The sequence below is a fragment of the Hydrobacter penzbergensis genome, assembly GCF_900106985.1.
GTDB classification, from domain to species: domain Bacteria; phylum Bacteroidota; class Bacteroidia; order Chitinophagales; family Chitinophagaceae; genus Sediminibacterium; species Sediminibacterium magnilacihabitans.
Genome location: NZ_FNNO01000002.1, coordinates 150,357 through 169,563, shown reverse-complemented (window position 1 = coordinate 169,563; position 19,207 = coordinate 150,357). Strand labels below are relative to the sequence as shown.

The following is a 19,207-nucleotide window of genomic DNA, read 5'->3' as shown; positions in this document are numbered from 1 at the left end:
TGGAAATCGGTCAGTTTAACCGCAAAATCGGCTATATATAGCAAAAATCATGCTATTTCTTTTAAGCTCGCAGCAGTGGCTTCGATGGTCTGGTCAAGATCGGCTTTGGTGAGTGCATTGTTCAGGAACCAGCTTTCAAAAGCAGAAGGCGGTAAGTAAATACCTCTTTTAAGCATGGCATGGAAAAACTGACTGAACAATTCATTACGGGCAGCCGCAGCACTGGCAAAATCAGTCACAGGATGATCGCTGAAATGGATGCTGATCATGGAGCCCAGTCTGTTGATCACATAGGGAATACCGGAAGCTTTGAGTACTTCATTGAGGCCCGTGTGCAGGTAACTGGTCTTTTCATCCAGCTCCCGGTAAATAGCGGGGTTCTGTTTTAATTCCTGTAACAGGGTATAACCGGCGATCATGGCAATGGGGTTGCCGCTCAAAGTGCCTGCCTGGTAAACATTACCCAACGGCGCTATTTTTTCCATGATGACTTTTTTACCTCCGAATGCACCCACAGGCATACCTCCTCCTATCACTTTGCCATAAGTAATGAGATCGGCGGTTATGCTTAATTTTTCCTGGGCGCCCCCGGGAGCCAGCCTGAAGCCCGTCATCACTTCATCAAAGATCAATACCATGTTTTCTTCATCGCATATTGTGCGAAGTCCCTCCAGGAATCCCGGCTGTGGTAAAATACAACCCATATTGCCGGCAACAGGTTCTACGATGATCGCGGCTATTTCGTTTTTATGTGTTGTTACCAATTGTTTTACTGCATCCAGGTCGTTGTATGCGCAGGTAAGTGTGTCGTTCGATACGCCGCCTGTTACACCCGGAACGGTCTGGATATTGAAAGTAGCTACGCCACTGCCAGCTTTAACCAGGAATGCATCTGCATGACCATGATAACAACCTTCGAACTTGATGAATTTATTCCTGCCGGTATATCCCCTCGCCAGGCGAAGAGCGCTCATGCAGGCTTCGGTGCCGCTGCTGACCATACGTATCAGGTCTACATTGGGAGCCATGGACCGGATCAACTCGGCCATTTCAATTTCGAGCAGGGTAGGCGCTCCGTACGAAGTGGACAATAATGCTTTCTCCTGGATGGCTTTGACTATGGGCTCGTAAGCGTGGCCAAGAATCATTGGTCCCCATGAAGCGATATAGTCTATATACTTGTTGCCATCGGCATCATACAAATAAGCGCCTTTTGCTTTTTCAATAAATAAGGGCGTTCCACCTACACTTTTAAAAGCCCGCACAGGTGAGTTTACGCCACCGGGAATACTTTGTTGCGCGCGTTCGAAGAGGAGTTTGCTTTTTTCGTACATAGAGTTGAGTTCAAATAGTAAAAGTTGGATTTGAACGTCATCCTGAGCGAGCGAAGCGAGTCGAAGGATCTGCTGAAGGCTTCGTGAGGTCCCTCGGCAGCCCCTTCGACTCGCTTCGCTCGCTCAGGGTGACGTTGCTCGGGATGACGAGCAAAATTACCGGGTCAATATCTTTACCGCATCTTTTGCAAAATACGTGGCGATCAGATCGGCGCCGGCTCTTTTGATCGAAGTAAGGCTTTCGATGATGGCTTTGTTTTCATCGAGCCATCCGGCTTTAGCTGCGGCTTTGATCATCGCATATTCGCCGCTTACATGATAAGCGCTTACGGGCACTTCAACAGCATTTTTTATTTCACGGATGATATCGAGGTAAGCCATTGCAGGTTTTACCATCACAATATCAGCGCCTTCTTCAATGTCCATCAATGTTTCTTTGATGGCTTCGGTACGGTTGGCATAATCCATCTGGTAAGTTTTCTTATCACCGAAACCAGGCGCACTGTCAAGTGCATCGCGGAAGGGGCCATAAAAACAAGAAGCATATTTGGCGCTGTAGCTCATGATGCCTGTTCCGGTAAAATGATTTTCTTCAAGCGCTGTTCTGATGGCGCCAATGCGTCCGTCCATCATATCGCTCGGCGCTACAAAATCGGCGCCTGCTTCGGCATGGCTCAGGCTCATCCTCACCAACGCTTCCACCGTTTCATCGTTCACGATCTCGCCATCTTTTACGATACCATCGTGGCCATAAGAAGAATAAGGATCCAGCGCTACATCGGTCATCACAATCATTTCAGGAACGGCATTTTTGATAGTCCTGATGCTGCGTTGCATCAGTCCGTTTTTATTCCAGGCTTCTTTACCGGTATTGTCTTTCCACTCGTCTTTACATTTGATGAACAACAACACGCATTTGATACCTAGCGACCAAAGTTCTTTTACTTCTTTCACCGTAAGATCCAGCGAACGGCGATAATAGCCGGGCATGGATGCAATTTCTGTTGCTATGTTCTTACCCTCGTCAATAAATAACGGCGCGATGAAATCATTGGGAGTTAATATCGTTTCAGATACTAAAGAACGAACAGCAGCAGATTTCCGTAATATGCGATTGCGTCTCTGTAAGTACATATATATGATTTATTTGGTCATTTTTTCTCCGTCATCCCGAGCGCAGCCGAGGGACCTGCCCGAACTTTCAACAGCTCCTTCGACTCGCTTCGCTCGCTCAGGATGACGTAATATTCGTGTCATTCAATCCATTCTTTGGGTTGTAGACAAATGTTCAACAATTTTTCTTCTTCGCTTCCTGTCTCTGGTTTGTGATCGTAGATCCATCTTGCTCTTGGGGGCAGGCTCATCAGTATGCTTTCTGTTCTGCCATTGGTTTTGAGTCCGAAGATAGTGCCACGGTCGTGAATGAGATTGAATTCAACATAACGACCCCTGCGGATCTCCTGCCACGCTGTTTCTCTGGTTCCATAAGCATGATCTTTTCGTTTTGCAACGATGGGCAGGTAAGCATCCAGGAATGCATTTCCATTAGCTTGTTGAAAAGCGAACAATGTTTCCAGTTCGGCTTCATCTTTTGGCCGCAGGTGATCGTAGAATATACCACCAATGCCCCTGGTCTCTTTATTGCGATGCAGGTTCACAAAATAATTATCACACTGCGCCTTGTATTTCGTGTAAAGATCCTGGCCAAACGGATCGATACTGTTCTTCAGCGTCTGGTGAAAATGACGGGCATCTTCTTCAAACAAATAATAAGGCGTGAGGTCGGTACCGCCGCCAAACCAACGGTCGATAATGTTTCCCGATGCATCGTACAATTCAAAATAACGCCAGTTGGCATGAACAGTAGGCACATAAGGATTCAGCGGATGGATCACGAGCGACAGGCCGCAGGCAAACCATTGATCACCATCGAGCTGTAACTGGGCGCGCATGGGAGCGCTTACTTTGCCACTCACTACAGAAGTATTGACGCCGCCTTTTTCAAACACAGTGCCATCGCTGATGACGCGCGTCTTGCCGCCCCCGCCTTCTTCGCGCTTCCATTGGTCTTCTTTGAAAACAGCGTTGCCATCAACTTCTTCCAGGCCTTTGCATATACGGTCCTGCAAGCTGTATATATAATCTATCCAGCGGTCACGAAACAAAGTATGCTTGTTCTGTTCAGGCATGACGGTATTCTTTCACGGTATCAACAAAAGCCCTGGCATGGTCTACCGGTACATTGGGCAGGATACCATGACCCAGGTTGGCAATATGATTCCCAGGTCCGAATGCAGCGAGCATCGCTGTTACTTCCTTGCGGATAACGGGTATAGGTGATAAGAGTTTGGCCGGATCGAAATTTCCCTGCAGTGTAACATGCTTACCCGCCAGTTGCCTGGCTACAGCGGGTTTGATACACCAATCGATGCCCAGTCCATGTGCTCCTGTAGCTGCCATTTCATCCAGGCTATGCCAGGCGCCTTTGGCAAAAATGATCACAGGCGCTTTATCCTTTACGGCAGCAACGATCTGCCTGATGTATTGCAATGAGAGGTTTTCAAAATCATCAGGACCCAGTAATCCACCCCAGCTGTCGAATAGCTGTACTGCATCGGCACCGGCGCCTATTTGTCCTTGCAGGTAAGCGATGGTGGTATCGGTGATCATCTGCAATAATTGATGAGCCAGCGCTGGTTGTGTATAACAAAAAGCTTTTGCTTCATCGAATGTTTTGGAACCCTTGCCTTGCACCATGTAACATAGAATGGTCCAGGGAGCGCCGGCAAAACCAATCAGTGGCACACGATCATTCAATTCCTGTTTGATGAGTTTGATGGCATCCAGTACATAACCCAGGGTTTCTGTTATTTCAGGTACACGGATGCGATTCAGGTCGTGCTTCGTTTTAATTGGATCGGGCAGCCAGGGGCCTTTGCTTTCTACCAACTGTACTTCAAGCCCCATAGCCTGTGGTACTACCAGTATGTCTGAAAACAGGATGGCGGCATCCACACCAATAATATCAACTGGTTGTAAGGTAATCTCGCAGGCCAGTTCCGGTGTTTGACAGCGTTCAAAGAATCCATACTTTTCACGCAATACCATGTATTCGGGCAGGTATCTTCCTGCCTGGCGCATCATCCATACAGGTGTTCTTTCGGTGGGCTCTCCGCGGAGTGTTTTTAACAGTAAATCGTTCTTCATTTTACATCTTTTTTCATCGTCATCCCGAGCGCAGCCGAGGGATCTGTCTGAGTTTTTAGCAGCTCCTTCGACTCGCTTCGCTCGCTCAGGATGACGTTATTACTTTTCTTATCAACGCTTCTTTATCGGGAGAGTCTCCCACCTTCACGGGATTGCTGCAATATTTTTTCACAGCCGCTTTTGTTGTATTGCCAATTGCATATACTATTGTATGTTCGGGCAATTTGTTCAGCTTGAAAAAACTGTCAACAGCACTCGGACTGAAAAATACCACTGCATCATAGGCTTTGTCCACTTTGTGTGGCAGCAACCTTGTTTGGTATACCGTTATTTCATTGACCACTATGTTGTGTTCCTGCAATTGATGCGGAAGTTCATCGCGGCGGTTATTGCCGCAAAAGAAAAACACTTCTTCGGGACTGTCTTCTATAATCGCATCGGCCAATGCCATCGCATGGTCGGCCGTTGCGGCAATTGACTGTGCTCCGAAATAATCCGATACCAGTTCCTGTGTTTTATGACCAATGCAGTAGATGCGCCATTCGGGCACCTGCTGATCCAGCATATCGGTCACCGCTTTCACCGCATTCATACTGGTGAAGACGATTGCAGCCTTTTGCAGTGCAGCCTGTTCTATTTCCTGTTGCACTTCCACATCTTCAATGGCTTCCGTTTCAATGAACGAAATGGCTTCCAGCTCAATATTTTTTGATTGAGCTGCGCGAACCAATGCAGCGCTCACTGGCCGGGTAGATAATATGGTTTTACGAATGGGTTGCATTGCGAATGGCGGCTACTATTTCGCCGGCTCCCTGCTCCAGCAGTTGGTTGGCGGCCGTTATGCCGATACCTTTGCTTTCCTGTACGGGAACCTGGACAGCTGTTTCTAATTTTTGTGTACCATCGGGTGAAAGGATATTGCCACGGAACAAAACAGTATCATTGGATAATTCAGCCAGGGCGCTGATAGGTGTGGTACATCCGCCGAACAAACTGCGGAGAAAATCTTTTTCGATTTGTGTGCATAGTGCAGTAGTTGCATCGTTCATTAAAGCACAGGCATCGGCCACTGTATGTTCATGTTCCCTGCATACTACCATGATGGCTCCTTGCGACGGAGCGGGCAGCATCCAATCCAGTTCTATGGCATTATCGGGCCGCAGGCCGATGCGCTCCAGTCCCGCGGCGGCAAAAATGGCGCCATACCAATCACTTTCCGCGAGCTTACGCAACCGGGTGTTCACATTACCGCGCAAACTTTCTATACGATGATGCGGATAACGGTTGAGCCATTGTGCTTTCCTGCGGGTACTACCGGTGGCAATGGTGAGTAAAGCATCTGCTGAAGGATCGGTGAGGTCCCTCGGCTGCGCTCGGGATGACGAAGGAACTAAAATATCTTTATACGAAGCCCTCTTTAGCACGGCAGCTTGTACAATGCCTTTTGCCGGCTGTGTTGGCACATCTTTCATAGAATGCACCGCAATGTCGATCCGGTTATTCAAAAGAGCAGTATCGAGGGTCTTGGTAAAAATGCCCTGTACGCCTATTTCATACAGCGGTGTTACCAGGTCGAGGTCACCATCGCTTTTCACCAACACCAACTCACTGGCTATGCCATGTTGTTTCAGTTGTTCCTGTACCAATGTAGCCTGCCAGACAGCCAGTTGACTGTCGCGCGTGCCAATTCTTAATAGCTTGTTCATCTTAATTAGTGCTGCTGGTCATGAAATCATTGATCGCCTCTATATAGTGGCAGCCGGGTTGGTGCTGGTAGCGCATTTTCAAGGCCACATTGTTCACCACTTTCTGTATGGCAGCTTTGTCGATGGGTGTTGAATATAATTGCTGGTGCGCCGAGCGGAATATTTTACAACTGTGCATGTCTTGCAGTTTCTGCTTGACCGCTTTCAATACCGGAACGTGGCTGCGCAGACTGAGCCATTCTTCGAATTCGGCTTTATGTGTTTCAATAATGGTCAGCGCTTTGGGCACTTCCGCTTTTCTTTTCAGCAATGTTTCATCGTTGATTTTTGACAAGTCATCCACGTTGGCCAGCGTAATATGTGCTAAAGTGCCGGCCGCCGGTTCAATATTATGGGGGATAGACAGGTCGATCAATATCTTGGGTGTACTGTTGATCAATTGTTGATGGGTGATGACCGGACTACTTGCATTGGTAGCCACAATGATGACCGACACATCCTGTACCTGTTGTTCCAATGATTCGTAAGGAGCGGCTTTCAGTCCCATTTCATTTGCCAACTCCACCGCTTTTTCTGGCGTGCGGTTGATCAACACAATGTCTTTGATACCCAGGTAGTCGATCAGGTTCTTGCAGGTATTGCGACCAATCTTGCCGGTGCCCAACAATAGTATCTGTTGGCTGCTATGATCAATAAGACGTGATTTAAGGAATTGAATGGCGGCAAAAGAAACAGAAATAGTGCCTCCGCTTAACGCCGTTTCATTCTTGATGGTTTTGGAAGCCTGCAATACGGTGTTGAATAGCCTTTCCATGAAAGCGCCGATGCAGTTCCTTTCTTTGGCGAACTTAACGGCCTGTTTCATTTGCCCAACGATCTCATAATCGCCCAGTATCTGGGAATCGAGACCGGCGCCAACCGCAAAAATGTGGTTGATGGCCTCATGGCCTTGCCTGATATAACATCCTTCGGTAAAAACAGCGGCTGAACCTGTGGTTACACTGCATAATAATTCAATCAATACAGCAGCATTGTCGGCCAGGCCATAAATCTCGGTGCGGTTACAGGTACTGAGCACAAATACTTCCTGTAATCCATACAGAGAAGCTTTTTGCAGCAGTATTGCGTATTGATCGGGCCCTACGGCAAACTGACCGCGGATATGCGCATCTGTTTTTTTATAGTTGATACCTGCTACAAAAAATTGATCAATAGCCATGCTTTCCCTTCTTACTGATAATAACTACGCAAAGGTATCGTCAACAGTTTCTAAAAGGGTATGATTTCCGTCAATTCATTGTCATTTCTCTGTCACAATACAAGAAGCGCTATGAATGCTTTTCTTTTGCCGCTTCCTGATTACATTTGCACACACAATAATATTATGCCCGAACCTACTAAAAAAGCTTTATTGTTGATGAACCTGGGATCGCCGGATTCAACAGAAGTAAGCGACGTAAGAAGATACCTGAATGAATTCCTGATGGATGCAAGGGTCATAGATATCCCTTATATTCTGCGTACTATATTAGTGAAGTGGCTGATCGTTCCGAAAAGGGCGCACAATTCTGCGGAAGCTTACCGTACCATCTGGACCAAAGAAGGGTCACCCCTGATCGTACTCACCCGGCAATTGCAGGAAGCATTGCAGCAACAGACCAGTGTACCCATTGAAATAGCCATGCGTTATGGCAACCCTTCACCGGCACAGGCTTACGAGCGTTTGCTAAAGGCCCATCCGCAACTGGAAGAAGTGATACTACTGCCGCTGTATCCCCATTATGCCATGAGCAGTTTTGAAACGGCTGTAGAATATGCCAAGAAACAGCTGGCAGAAAAATCTTACCCTTTCAAACTAAGCATTATAAAGCCTTTTTATAATGAGCCTCATTATATTCATGCATTAGCCGAAAATATCAGGCCCTGGCTGGCACAGGAATACGATCATATCCTGTTCAGCTATCATGGTGTTCCGGGCAGGCATATCAGGAAAAGTGATACAACGGGCTGCCATTGCCTGCAATCGGCCAACTGTTGTGAAACACCCTCCCCTGCGCACGCTACCTGTTATCGTCACCAGGTATTTGAGACCACGAGACTGGTAACGGGTGAGCTGGGTATACCGCAAGACAAATACAGCATTTCTTTCCAGTCGCGACTGGGCAAAGGATGGCTGGAACCGTTTACAGACATACGTTTGACCGAAATGCCGAAAGAAGGCATCAAAAAACTGCTGATCCTTTGTCCGGCTTTCGTGAGTGATTGCCTGGAAACGCTGGAAGAGATTGAAGGGCGGGGAAGAGAAAGTTTCATGAACGCCGGGGGTGAGTCATACAAGATGATTCCCTGTTTAAATACACATCCATTATGGGTACAGGCAGTAAGAGAAATCACTGGTGTTTGATTTTTGTTACGTCATCCCGAGCGCAGCCGAGGGACCTGCCCGAACCTTCAAGCAGGTCCCTCGGCTCGCTTCGTTCGCTCGGGATGACGATAAAATAAATGCTATGTACTTATACCTGAAAGCTCTTCACATCATTTTCGTCGTAACCTGGTTTGCCGGCCTTTTCTACATGCCACGCCTATTCATTTATGCAACGGAAGCAGATGAACAACCAGAACTGGTGCGTGATATGCTGCGCAAACAGTTTTTTGTTATGATGAAACGGTTGTGGTATGGCATTACCTGGCCCTCCGCCATACTTACCCTGGTACTGGGGTTGAGCGTGCTGTTCAATGGCGGGTGGGACAAGCTGCTGTTTGAGCCTGCCGGCAGGTGGTTATTGCTGAAATTGCTTTTTGTACTGTTGCTCTATGTATATCATTATTCACTGCATTGCATCTTCAAACAGGAAATGCGGGGAATATTCAGGTATAGCTCCCAGCAATTGCGCATCTGGAATGAAGTAGCCACCATTTTCTTAATCGCTATTGTAATGTTGGTAGTGGTGAAACAGGGCATGAGCCTTGTGTGGGGATTGATTGGATTGTTGGTGTTCATTGTATTGCTCATGAGCGCCATCAGGATATATAAACTGATCCGGAAAACAAACAACTAGCCTTCATTCCTCCTCTTTTCGTAACAAAATTTCCCTATTCCGTTCCCTGGTTATGGTGAGCAGCCTCACCTTCGCGCGGTGAAGCAAAAGAAAGGATTTAAACATATCGTCAGGCAGTTGCACCTTTATTTGGGGTTGATCAGCGGATTGGTGGTTGTTATTGTATCCCTCAGCGGAGCACTGTATGTATTTGAAGAAGAGGGGCGTGATGCATGGCAGTATAATTATTTTCATGTTGCTAAAACAGGCGGGGAACGGCTTTCATTGCAGCAACTGTCCGATACGGTAAAAAAATATTATCCAGGCGATAAGATCACCCTCATTTCTTTCAAGGAAAAAGCAGATGCAGCCTATATCGTATCTACAAAGAACCGCAAATTGATCTCCATGAATCCTTACACCGGTGAAATAACGGGCGTAAGGGAGGCAAAAGCAGATTTTTTCAGCGTGGTGCTGGACCTGCATCGCACGCTGTTGTTGGGGAATATTGGCAAAGAGATCATCAAATGGAATGTGCTCATCTTTTTTGTGATGTGTCTTAGCGGACTCTACCTCTGGTGGCCGCGGCAGAAGCGGTTCTGGGCAAAAGCGTTAAGGATCAATTTTAAAACAAAAAACTGGAAGCGGCTCAACTGGGACCTGCACAGCGTACTGGGATTTTATGCGGTGCTGGTATTGTCGCTCATTGCATTTACGGGGATGTTTTTTGCTTTCGACACCGTGAAAGACATGATGCGCCTGCTTACCGGGCAATCCCTGGCGGCGAAAACAATGAAGCCGAAAACAATGGCGATGCGTACACCGCGACCTGCCACGGGGGCGGCCGACAGCGGCTACAACTATATGTCAAAACAATACCCGGGGGCCAGTGAAGTATATATTGTTTGTCCTGCTGATGGCCGGGCACCCATGCGGTTGATCATGCGGTACGATTATACATTTGTGCGCAAGCAGCATACCCTGTTTATTGACCCTTCTACCGGGAAAAAGATGAAGGAAGAGTTATATACTAATTATACTGCATACGATAAATTTGCCCAGTCCAATTTCGATCTCCACACGGGACGGATCAGGACCCTGGGAATGGGCAGCAAGCTGCTATATTTTACGGTGGCCCTGATAGCTGCTTCCCCGCCTGTAACGGGCTTCCTGCTTTGGCGGGGACGGAAAAAGAAGAGGTGATTTTCGCCCTTATCCGTACCTTCGCAAGCATTTTAAATCATTGACAGCTAACCGATCGAACGGAGAAATCGTATGAGTGCGAAATACCAGGAATTTTCAGGGTTGGATCTGCCCTTTATAGAGCAGGAAATACTGGCCAAATGGAAAAGCGGACAGGCATTTGAACAGAGTGTATCATTGCGTGAAGGGAAGACACCCTTTGTGTTTTACGAAGGTCCGCCCAGCGCCAACGGTATGCCTGGTATTCACCACGTGATTTCCCGTACGCTGAAAGACATGGTATGCCGCTATAAAACCATGCAGGGTTACCAGGTAAAAAGAAAAGGAGGCTGGGATACGCACGGGCTGCCGGTAGAGCTGGGTGTGGAGAAAGAGCTGGGTATTACCAAAGAAGACATCGGCAAAAAAATATCGGTAGAAGCGTACAACCAGAGATGCCGCGAAGCGGTATTGCGTTATAAAGACAAGTGGGATGAGCTTACCACCAAAATGGGCTACTGGGTAGACCTCAACGATCCCTATGTTACTTTCGAGAACGATTATATTGAAACGCTTTGGTGGATATTGAGCGAATTGTACAAGAAAGGTTTCCTGTACGAAAGCGTAAGCATACAACCTTATTCGCCTGCAGCGGGAACCGGTTTGAGTTCACATGAGTTGAACCAGCCCGGTACCTATAAAGATGTGAAAGACACGAGCGCGGTGGCCATGTTCAAAGCGGTGAAAAATGAACGCTCACAATTCTTGTTCGATGCAGCTGGTTCGGATGAAGTGTTCTTTTTAGCTTGGACTACTACCCCCTGGACATTGCCTTCTAACCTGGGCCTGACCGTAGGAGCGAATATCGAATATGTATTGGTTAAGACCTTCAATCCCTATACCCATCTGCCCGTTAACGTGGTACTTGCCAAAGCCTTGCTGGGCAAGTATTTCAAGCCGGAAGGAGAGAATAATGATTTGGACGGTTACCATGCAGAAGTGAAATTATTACCCTGGAAAATCCTTGCCATATTCAAGGGCAAAGACATAGAAGAATGCAGGTATGAACAATTGCTGCCTTATGAAGCCAATAGCCCGGTGCATGCAGGCGGAGATCCGTTCAGGGTTATCGTGGGTGATTTTGTAACCACTGAAGATGGTACCGGTATCGTGCATACGGCTCCGGCATTTGGTGCGGATGACTACAAAGTGGGACAGAAATACAATATCGGTATCCTTACCATGGTAGACCGTGAAGGAAAATTTGTAGAAGGATTGGGTGAGTTCAGCAATCGTTATGTAAAGAATTACAAAGACGATCCGAACTACGAAGATGTGAATGTAGACATCAGCGTAAAACTTAAAAAAGAAAACAGGGCCTTCAAAGTAGAAAAATACGAACACAGTTACCCGCATTGCTGGAGAACAGATAAGCCGGTGCTCTACTATCCGCTCGATGCATGGTTCATCAAAACCACAGCGGTGAAAGACCAGATGGTGGCGCTGAATAAGACCATCAACTGGAAACCCAAATCAACCGGGGAAGGCCGTTTTGGTAACTGGTTGGAGAACATGGTGGACTGGAACCTCAGCCGCAGCCGTTACTGGGGCACACCTTTACCCATCTGGCGTACCGAAGATGGGGGTGAAGAGATTTGCATCGGATCCATCACCGAATTAAATGACGGTATCCGAAAAGCCAATGAAGTATTAGGTGGCGATGTGAACAAACATTACCTGCACGAAGGGATACTCGACCTGCACAAACCTTTTGTGGATGAGATTGTACTGGTGAGCACCAAAGGCCAACCTATGCACCGTGTGCCCGACCTGGTAGATGTTTGGTTCGACAGTGGCGCCATGCCTTATGCACAATGGCATTATCCTTTCGAGAACAAAGCATCGGTGGATAAAGGAGAAGCTTTCCCTGCCGATTTCATTGCAGAAGGGGTGGACCAGACACGCGGATGGTTTTATACCCTGCATGCTCTGGCCGTAATGTTGTTCGATAGTGTGGCATACAAGACTGTGGTGAGTAATGGATTGGTGTTGGATAAGAATGGCAACAAGATGAGCAAGCGCCTGGGTAATGTGGTGGATCCTTTCGATACTATCAAAAAATACGGGGCCGATGCCACACGCTGGTACCTCATCACCAATGCTTCTCCCTGGGATAACCTCAAATTCGATATTGCCGGTATACAGGAAGTGCAGCGCAAGTTCTTCGGCACTTTATATAATACTTATCAATTCTTTGCGCTCTATGCCAATGTAGATGGTTTTGCATTTAAGGAAGCTTATATACCATTGGCAGAAAGGCCGGAGATCGATCGCTGGATCTTATCGTCACTGAACAGTTTGATTAAAAAAGCCACTGCCGCCATGGATGATTATGAACCCACGCTGGCAGGAAGGGCGATAGAAGAATTTGTAGACGAGTATTTGAGCAACTGGTATGTACGCTTGTGCCGTCGCCGTTTCTGGAAGGGCGAATACGAGCAGGACAAAATCAGCGCTTACCAGACTTTGTATGAATGCCTGGAAACCATCATCCGATTAATGGCTCCCATTTCTCCATTCTTCAGTGATGCGGTGTTCCGCCATCTCAATGCGGTAAGCAAAAGATTTAAGGTGGAATCCATTCACCACGCCGATTACCCGGTTGCCAACGAGCAGGCGATAGACAGTTTACTGGAAGAACGCATGCAACTGGCGCAGGATGTTTGTTCGCTGGTATTATCGCTTCGGAAAAAAGTCAACATCAAAGTACGCCAGCCTTTACATAAAGTATTGATTCCTGTATTGGATCCGGCGATGAAAGAGCAGTTGTTAAAGATCGAAGACCTGATAAAGGCAGAGGTGAATGTGAAGGAAATGGAATACATCACTGAAACAGAAGGTGTGATCAGGAAAAGGGTCAAACCCAATTTCAAAGCACTGGGCACCCGCATGGGCGCTAGAATGAAAGCGGTAGGAGCAGCCATCGGGGCGTTCAGCCAGCAGGACATTGCCGCCATCGAAAAAGAGGGAAAGTACGCCCTTACGATCGACGGCGAGGAGGTACTACTGGAACTGAGTGATGTGGATATTGCTGCGGAAGACATACCCGGATGGAGTGTTGCCAGCAAAGGCAGCCTCACAGTGGCCCTGGATATTACTATTACGGAAGATCTGAAACAGGAAGGGGATGCCCGGGAATTCGTCAACCGCATACAAAATATTAGAAAAGAAAGCGGTTTTGAACTCACAGACCGTATATTCGTAGATGTGCTTGAGACAGCGAGTCTGAAGCCCTCTATTATTAAATATAACGATTATATTTGCCGCGAAATTTTGGCAGATGTCATTGAATGGAAGCCCGAAATTGAGGATGGCATCGAAATTGAAGTCAATGACGCACTGCTGAAAGTGGTAGTAAACAAAAAAGGATAAAAGCGTATGGCTACTAAGAAACCTGCTTCTAAGAAAGCGGCCCCAGCCAAGAAAGCTCCGGCAAAGCCTGCCCCCAAGAAGGCAGCATCAAAGCCAGCCCCTAAAAAGGCGACCCCTGCAAAAAAAGCGGCAGCCAAGCCTGCGCCTAAAAAAGCAACACCCAAGCCGGCTCCTAAAAAGGCGGCTCCTGCAAAAAAAGTGGCGGCCAAGCCGGCACCCAAAAAACCAGCAGCTAAACCTGCTCCTATTGCCAAGAAAGCGGCCCCGGCTAAAAAAGCCCCCGTTGTTAAGGCAGCCCCTGCCAAAGTTGCAGCCAGGCCTGTGGCGAAGCCGGCCGCCAAACCGGTACCAGCCCCGGTAGTTAAACCTGCGCCTAAGCCCTTTCAGCCACCCGTGCTGAAGAAGCCTGAAGTTAAAGCGCCTCCGGCTCCGCCCGTTAAACCGGTTCGCAAGCCTTTGGAACCCATCAAGGATATCAAAGTGCCCAAGACCAGTGTAAAAACAAGTGTTCCTTATCACCCAGGTTATACCCCTTTGGAAAAAAGGGCAGACACCGCAAAAAATACAGACCCACTCGTGAGATACAGTGATGCAGACCTCAATGAATTCAAAGAATTGATCAACAGGAAATTAGAGGCAGCGAAAAAAGAGTTGACCTATTTACAGGGATTGATCACCCGTAAAGATGAAATGGGCGGCGATAACGATGACGCCCGTTACATGACCATGGAAGATGGCAGTATGAGCATGGAAAGAGAGCAACTGAGCCAGATGGCCAGCCGGCAGATCACTTATATCGATCACCTCGAAAAAGCGCTCATGCGTATCGAAAATAAAACCTATGGTATCTGCCGCGTTACCGGTAGGCTGATAGACAAAGCCCGCTTGCGCGCAGTGCCGCATGCTACTTTGAGTCTTGAAGCAAAACTGGGACTGGTGAAACCGACTGCGGAGTAATTATTTTACTTCCTGCATTTCTACCAACTTGCGGTAAATGCCTTGCTGCGCTAATAAAGCTTCATGCGTACCTCTTTCGGCGATCTCTCCTTTTTGTAATACAATGATCTCGTCGGCATGACGGATAGTAGACAGCCTGTGGGCGATGACGATAGAAGTTCTGTTTTGCATCATATTATTAATAGCTTCCTGTACAAGCTTCTCACTTTCCGTATCCAGAGAAGAAGTGGCTTCATCCAGGATGAGTATGGGTGGGTTTTTTAACACGGCACGTGCAATGGTAAGGCGCTGTCTCTCCCCACCACTGAGCTTACTGCCGCGGTCGCCGATATTGGTATTGAAGCCTTCTTCTTTTTGCTTAATGAACTGTAATGCATTGGCTACCTGCGCTGCCTGTTCTATTTGTGCAGCATCGGCATACTCCATACCCAATGCAATATTACTGGCAATGGTATCATTGAAAAGAATCGGCTCCTGTGTTACAATGCTCATAAGACTGCGCACCGAATGCAACGAATATTCCTTGATGTTCACCCCATCGATCAGCAGTTCGCCCGCACTCACATCATGAAAACGGGGGATGAGATCGGCCAGTGTACTTTTACCGGCGCCGGACGATCCTACCAGGGCAATGGTTTTACCCTTTTCAATTGTCAGGTTGATGTTTTTCAGGATGGTCACATCATCATAAGCAAAACTAACATTGCGAAACTCGATATGGCTGTTGAAACTGTGAATGGTTTGCGCATCGGGTTTATCGGTAACCGTAACCGGTGTTTTCAATATGTCTTCGATACGTTGTATGGCAGCGCTCCCTCTCTGCGCATTATAGAAAGAAGTGGACAAAGACTTGGCCGGGTTGATAATCTGGGTGAAGAAAACAATATAAGTAAGAAAGCCATCCACCGCCAATCCTGCCTGGTGATTCAACACCAGCTTGCCGCCGAACCAGAGAATACAAGACAGCACCAGCACGCCCATGAATTCAGACATGGGCGAAGCCAGGTCGCGGCGGAAAGCCATCTTGTTACGGATATGGTTGAGGGTCTTGTTGGTGGTAATGAATTTATTACCGATGATCTTCTCTGCGTTGAATGCCTTGATCACCCGTAGCCCGGTAAGTGTTTCATCCAATATAGACATCAGGATGCCCAGTTGCTCCTGGGAAACGCCCGACTGTTTTTTCAGGGAACGGCTCACCCGTCCGATGATGAAGCCGGTGAGTGGTAACAATACCATCAGGAACAGCGACAAAACAGGACTGATAATGACAAGAAAAACAAGGATGATCAGGATATTCAACGGATCACGGATGAGTCCTTCCAGTGTTCCAATGATGCTCCATTCGATCTCGTTCATATCGTTGCTCATCCTGCTGATGATATCGCCCTTGCGCTGCTCAGTAAAAAAACCGATGGGCAATTGCAATATCTTGGCGTAGAGGTCGGCGCGCAGCCTCGTCATGACGTGGTTGCGTATAGGCGCCAGTACCCGGTAAGAAAAATAAGTGAACAGGTTCTTGAAAAAAATAGACACGATGATGATCACACAAATGGCTCCCAGGGCGTATTCCGGTCCGTTTAGCCTGATGAGCTGCCCCAGGAAATATTTGAGACTGCTGGTCACTCCTTCGGTGCTGAAAGTAAAAGCCGGTCTGGCAATCAACATTTTCTCTTTGCCAAAGAGCATTTGCAGGAAGGGGGCCAGCATAGCCAGTGAAACGAGCGAAAAAATAACCGATAACAGGTTGAATACAAGATATAGAACGATATTTTGCTTCTGGTTCCGCAGGTAAAAAAATATCCTCGAAAAACGCTTCATAGGCGATAAAATCTTTAAAACACAGCAAAGTAACTACTTTTACAGTCAATCAATTGTTAGAATATGGAGGAAGGAAAAAGACAAAGACAGGTGGCCGGCGCTTTGCAGCAGGAGTTGAATGAAATATTCAGGCACCTCAACCTGTCAATGATCGATGGAGGGATGGTTTCCATCTCATCGGTGAAAGTGACGCCCGACCTGCTCGAAGCCCGTATTTACCTGAGTCTTTTCCAGGTGAAAGATGCAGCTGCCGCTATGAAGACCATTGAGTCGAAAGCCTGGGAAATCAAAAGGGAACTGGTGAACAGGGTCAAGCACCAGTTGCGAAGGATACCGGTATTGCAATTCTACCTCGATGATACGCTTGATTATGTTTTCAAGATGGAAGACATTTTCAAAAAGATCAATGACGAGAAAAAAGGGGACTCCTGATGAACCTGCTCTTTGCCTGGCGTTATTTCCGGTCTAAGAAATCAACCAATGCCATCAACATCATTGCATGGATCAGCATCGCGGCCATTGCAGTGGGCAGTGCTGCACTAATCATTATACTGAGTGTATTCAATGGTTTTGAAGGATTGGTGAAAAGTCTCTATGTGGATTTTTATGCCGATATGCGCATTGTTCCGGCGAAGGGTAAGACCCTTTTGCTGAACAAAGAACAGGTAGCCGGTATCAGGGCCACTTCCGGAATAACAACGCTGGGTTTTATTGCAGAAGAAAAAGCCTTGCTGGTAAACGGCGAGCTGCAAACCATCGTATATATCAAGGGCGTGGATGAACAGTTCACGCAACTCAACAAGATCGCAGCGCATATCAAAAGAGGCCGCTTTGAAACCGGCACCACCGAAGCGCCCACACTGGTATTGGGTGTGGGTATTGAAAATGCAATAGCGGCAGACGTTACTAAAAAAGGATACCCGCTGACGCTTTATATGCCCAACAGGCAGGCGGCGAGGTTTGGATCGGCAGACGGACTCAATGCTTTTAATGCTTTGGCAGCCGGTACTTTCATGGTGCAGCAGGACTTCGACAACAAATATGCTTTCACCAACCTGGCATTCTTAAAATACATGCTGAATATGGGGCCTGATGAATACAGCGCCCTTGAACTGAAAATAAACAGCGATCCCGATCAGATCAAAGCTGCCTTGCAAAAGCAATTGGGGAATGATTATATTGTAGAAACACGTTACGAACAAAACCGCAGTTTGTATGCAGTGATGCAAATGGAAAAATGGGTGATCTACGGCATCCTGTCACTCATACTAATAGTGGCGGCATTTAATATGGTGGGTGCACTTACCATGCTGGTACTCGAAAAACAAAAAGACATCGCGATCCTCAAAGCATTGGGCGCCAATGACCAGAACATTGAACGCATTTTCCTGTCGGAAGGATTTTTATTGGCAACAGTTGGAGGAGGTGCAGGCATCGTGCTGGCCACCATTATATGCTGGCTGCAAATGAAGTACAAACTGGTCAAACTGGGAGGTGATACTTTCATCATCGATTATTACCCGGTGCAAATGATGCCCACCGATTTCGCATTGGTAGCCTGTACCATACTGATCATCGCATTGCTGGCAGCGTGGATACCATCACGCAAAGCAGGAAGAGACCAATTGTCTTTGAAAAGCTGATTAATAATCTCCTAAAGTTTCAGGCAATTGCGCCAGCGCTTTGGCCAGTTGTTCATCGTTGGGAGCGATGCCGTGCCATTCGTGGCTACCTTCCATAAAATCAACGCCTTTACCCATCACTGTTTTCATGAGAATGCAAATGGGTTTACCCTGACCGGTGAGCGATTTGGCTTTATCAAGTGTGGCGATCACATCATCCATATCATTGCCGTTCATCTCCAGCACCATCCAGTTGAAAGCTTCAAACTTTGCATGGAGATCATCGAGCGACAATACTTTTTTAGTAGGACCATCGATCTGCTGGCCATTCCAGTCAACCGTAGAGATCAGGTTGTCTACTTTATTGTGGGCAGCAAACATAACGGCTTCCCATATCTGGCCTTCCTGCAATTCGCCATCGCCATGCAATGAGAATACCAGTTGGGGATCTTTGTTCAGTTTTTTACTGAGGGCAGCTCCAATGGCAACACTCATACCCTGACCCAGCGAACCACTCGCAATGCGAATACCGGGTAAATGCTCATGGGTAGTAGGGTGGCCCTGTAAACGGGAATTGATTCTGCGGAAACTAGCGAGTTCCTTTACATCGAAATAACCGCTACGGGCAAGTGCTGAATAATATACGGGTGAAATATGGCCGTTAGACAGGAAAAACAGATCTTCACCTTTGCCATCCATGGCAAACTGCGTATTGTGTTTCAGCGTACGAAAGAAAAGCGCAGTAAAAAATTCGGTGCAGCCCAGTGATCCGCCGGGGTGGCCGCTTTGTACGGCATGAACCATTCTTACAATATCACGCCTGATCTGGCTGGCGGTGTCTTTCAATTCCTGTATGCTTGCCATAGAGATGATCGATTATGGCCGCGAAGATAAAAGCTAAATGGAGA

At 47.3% G+C, this 19,207-nt stretch carries 16 protein-coding genes; 7 read left to right on the top strand and 9 right to left on the bottom strand.

All coding sequences use genetic code 11. From position 1 onward, the window contains the following. Positions 1-47 precede the first annotated feature (47 nt). The 7 genes from hemL to hemA form a co-directional block, all read right to left on the bottom strand. Positions 48-1,334, bottom strand: a complete 1,287-nt coding sequence (gene hemL / locus BLU98_RS03930; protein WP_092722220.1) for a glutamate-1-semialdehyde 2,1-aminomutase — start codon at positions 1,332-1,334, stop codon at positions 48-50. A 156-nt stretch (positions 1,335-1,490) separates the two neighbouring features. Continuing rightward, complete coding sequence (gene hemB, locus BLU98_RS03925) at positions 1,491-2,468, bottom strand: porphobilinogen synthase (protein WP_092722218.1); 978 nt, start codon at positions 2,466-2,468, stop codon at positions 1,491-1,493. Positions 2,469-2,587: 119 nt separating this feature from the next. Beyond that, the gene (gene hemF / locus BLU98_RS03920; RefSeq protein WP_092722216.1) at positions 2,588-3,523 is read right to left on the bottom strand and encodes an oxygen-dependent coproporphyrinogen oxidase; all 936 of its coding nucleotides are present in this window, start codon (positions 3,521-3,523) and stop codon (positions 2,588-2,590) included. Further along, positions 3,516-4,541, bottom strand: a complete 1,026-nt coding sequence (hemE, locus tag BLU98_RS03915; protein WP_092722214.1) for a uroporphyrinogen decarboxylase — start codon at positions 4,539-4,541, stop codon at positions 3,516-3,518. The genes hemF and hemE overlap by 8 nt, the downstream gene beginning before the upstream one ends. A gap of 85 nt (positions 4,542-4,626) precedes the next feature. Then, positions 4,627-5,322 (bottom strand): uroporphyrinogen-III synthase, encoded by a 696-nt coding sequence (locus tag BLU98_RS03910; protein ID WP_092722212.1) that lies wholly within the window; start codon positions 5,320-5,322, stop codon positions 4,627-4,629. After that, positions 5,306-6,247, bottom strand: coding sequence for a hydroxymethylbilane synthase (gene hemC, locus BLU98_RS03905; protein WP_092722210.1), 942 nt, complete (start codon positions 6,245-6,247; stop codon positions 5,306-5,308). The genes BLU98_RS03910 and hemC overlap by 17 nt, the downstream gene beginning before the upstream one ends. A 1-nt stretch (position 6,248) precedes the next feature. Continuing rightward, positions 6,249-7,466: a glutamyl-tRNA reductase gene (gene hemA / locus BLU98_RS03900; protein ID WP_092722208.1), complete on the bottom strand. Its 1,218-nt coding sequence runs from the start codon at positions 7,464-7,466 to the stop codon at positions 6,249-6,251. 165 nt (positions 7,467-7,631) lie between these two features. On the opposite strand from hemA, the gene hemH reads away from it, so the two are divergent. From hemH to BLU98_RS17515, 5 genes are all read left to right on the top strand, one after another. Next, complete coding sequence (hemH, locus tag BLU98_RS03895; RefSeq protein WP_092722453.1) at positions 7,632-8,651, top strand: ferrochelatase; 1,020 nt, start codon at positions 7,632-7,634, stop codon at positions 8,649-8,651. A gap of 103 nt (positions 8,652-8,754) precedes the next feature. Further along, positions 8,755-9,306, top strand: coding sequence for a CopD family protein (locus BLU98_RS03890; protein WP_092722206.1), 552 nt, complete (start codon positions 8,755-8,757; stop codon positions 9,304-9,306). A gap of 78 nt (positions 9,307-9,384) precedes the next feature. Continuing rightward, positions 9,385-10,488, top strand: a complete 1,104-nt coding sequence (locus BLU98_RS03885) for a PepSY-associated TM helix domain-containing protein (RefSeq protein WP_257574688.1) — start codon at positions 9,385-9,387, stop codon at positions 10,486-10,488. 72 nt (positions 10,489-10,560) lie between these two features. Continuing rightward, on the top strand, positions 10,561-13,899 hold the full coding sequence (ileS, locus tag BLU98_RS03880; RefSeq protein WP_092722202.1) for an isoleucine--tRNA ligase: 3,339 nt from the start codon (positions 10,561-10,563) through the stop codon (positions 13,897-13,899). A 6-nt stretch (positions 13,900-13,905) separates the two neighbouring features. Continuing rightward, entirely contained in the window at positions 13,906-14,856 is a 951-nt protein-coding gene (locus BLU98_RS17515; protein ID WP_105470011.1) for a TraR/DksA family transcriptional regulator, read from the top strand. Here BLU98_RS17515 and BLU98_RS03865 read toward each other — a convergent pair whose 3' ends face one another. Next, on the bottom strand, positions 14,857-16,677 hold the full coding sequence (locus BLU98_RS03865; RefSeq protein ID WP_092722199.1) for an ABC transporter ATP-binding protein: 1,821 nt from the start codon (positions 16,675-16,677) through the stop codon (positions 14,857-14,859). Between the two features lie 63 nt (positions 16,678-16,740). Between BLU98_RS03865 and rbfA the strand changes: the two genes are divergently transcribed. Both rbfA and BLU98_RS03855 read left to right on the top strand, forming a co-directional pair. Then, positions 16,741-17,109, top strand: a complete 369-nt coding sequence (gene rbfA / locus BLU98_RS03860; RefSeq protein ID WP_092722197.1) for a 30S ribosome-binding factor RbfA — start codon at positions 16,741-16,743, stop codon at positions 17,107-17,109. Next, positions 17,109-18,320: an FtsX-like permease family protein gene (locus tag BLU98_RS03855; protein WP_092722195.1), complete on the top strand. Its 1,212-nt coding sequence runs from the start codon at positions 17,109-17,111 to the stop codon at positions 18,318-18,320. Before rbfA ends, BLU98_RS03855 begins: the two co-directional genes overlap by 1 nt. On the opposite strand, the gene BLU98_RS03850 is transcribed toward BLU98_RS03855, so the two are convergent. Beyond that, on the bottom strand, positions 18,321-19,163 hold the full coding sequence (locus BLU98_RS03850; RefSeq protein ID WP_092722193.1) for a transketolase: 843 nt from the start codon (positions 19,161-19,163) through the stop codon (positions 18,321-18,323). Positions 19,164-19,207 lie beyond the last annotated feature (44 nt).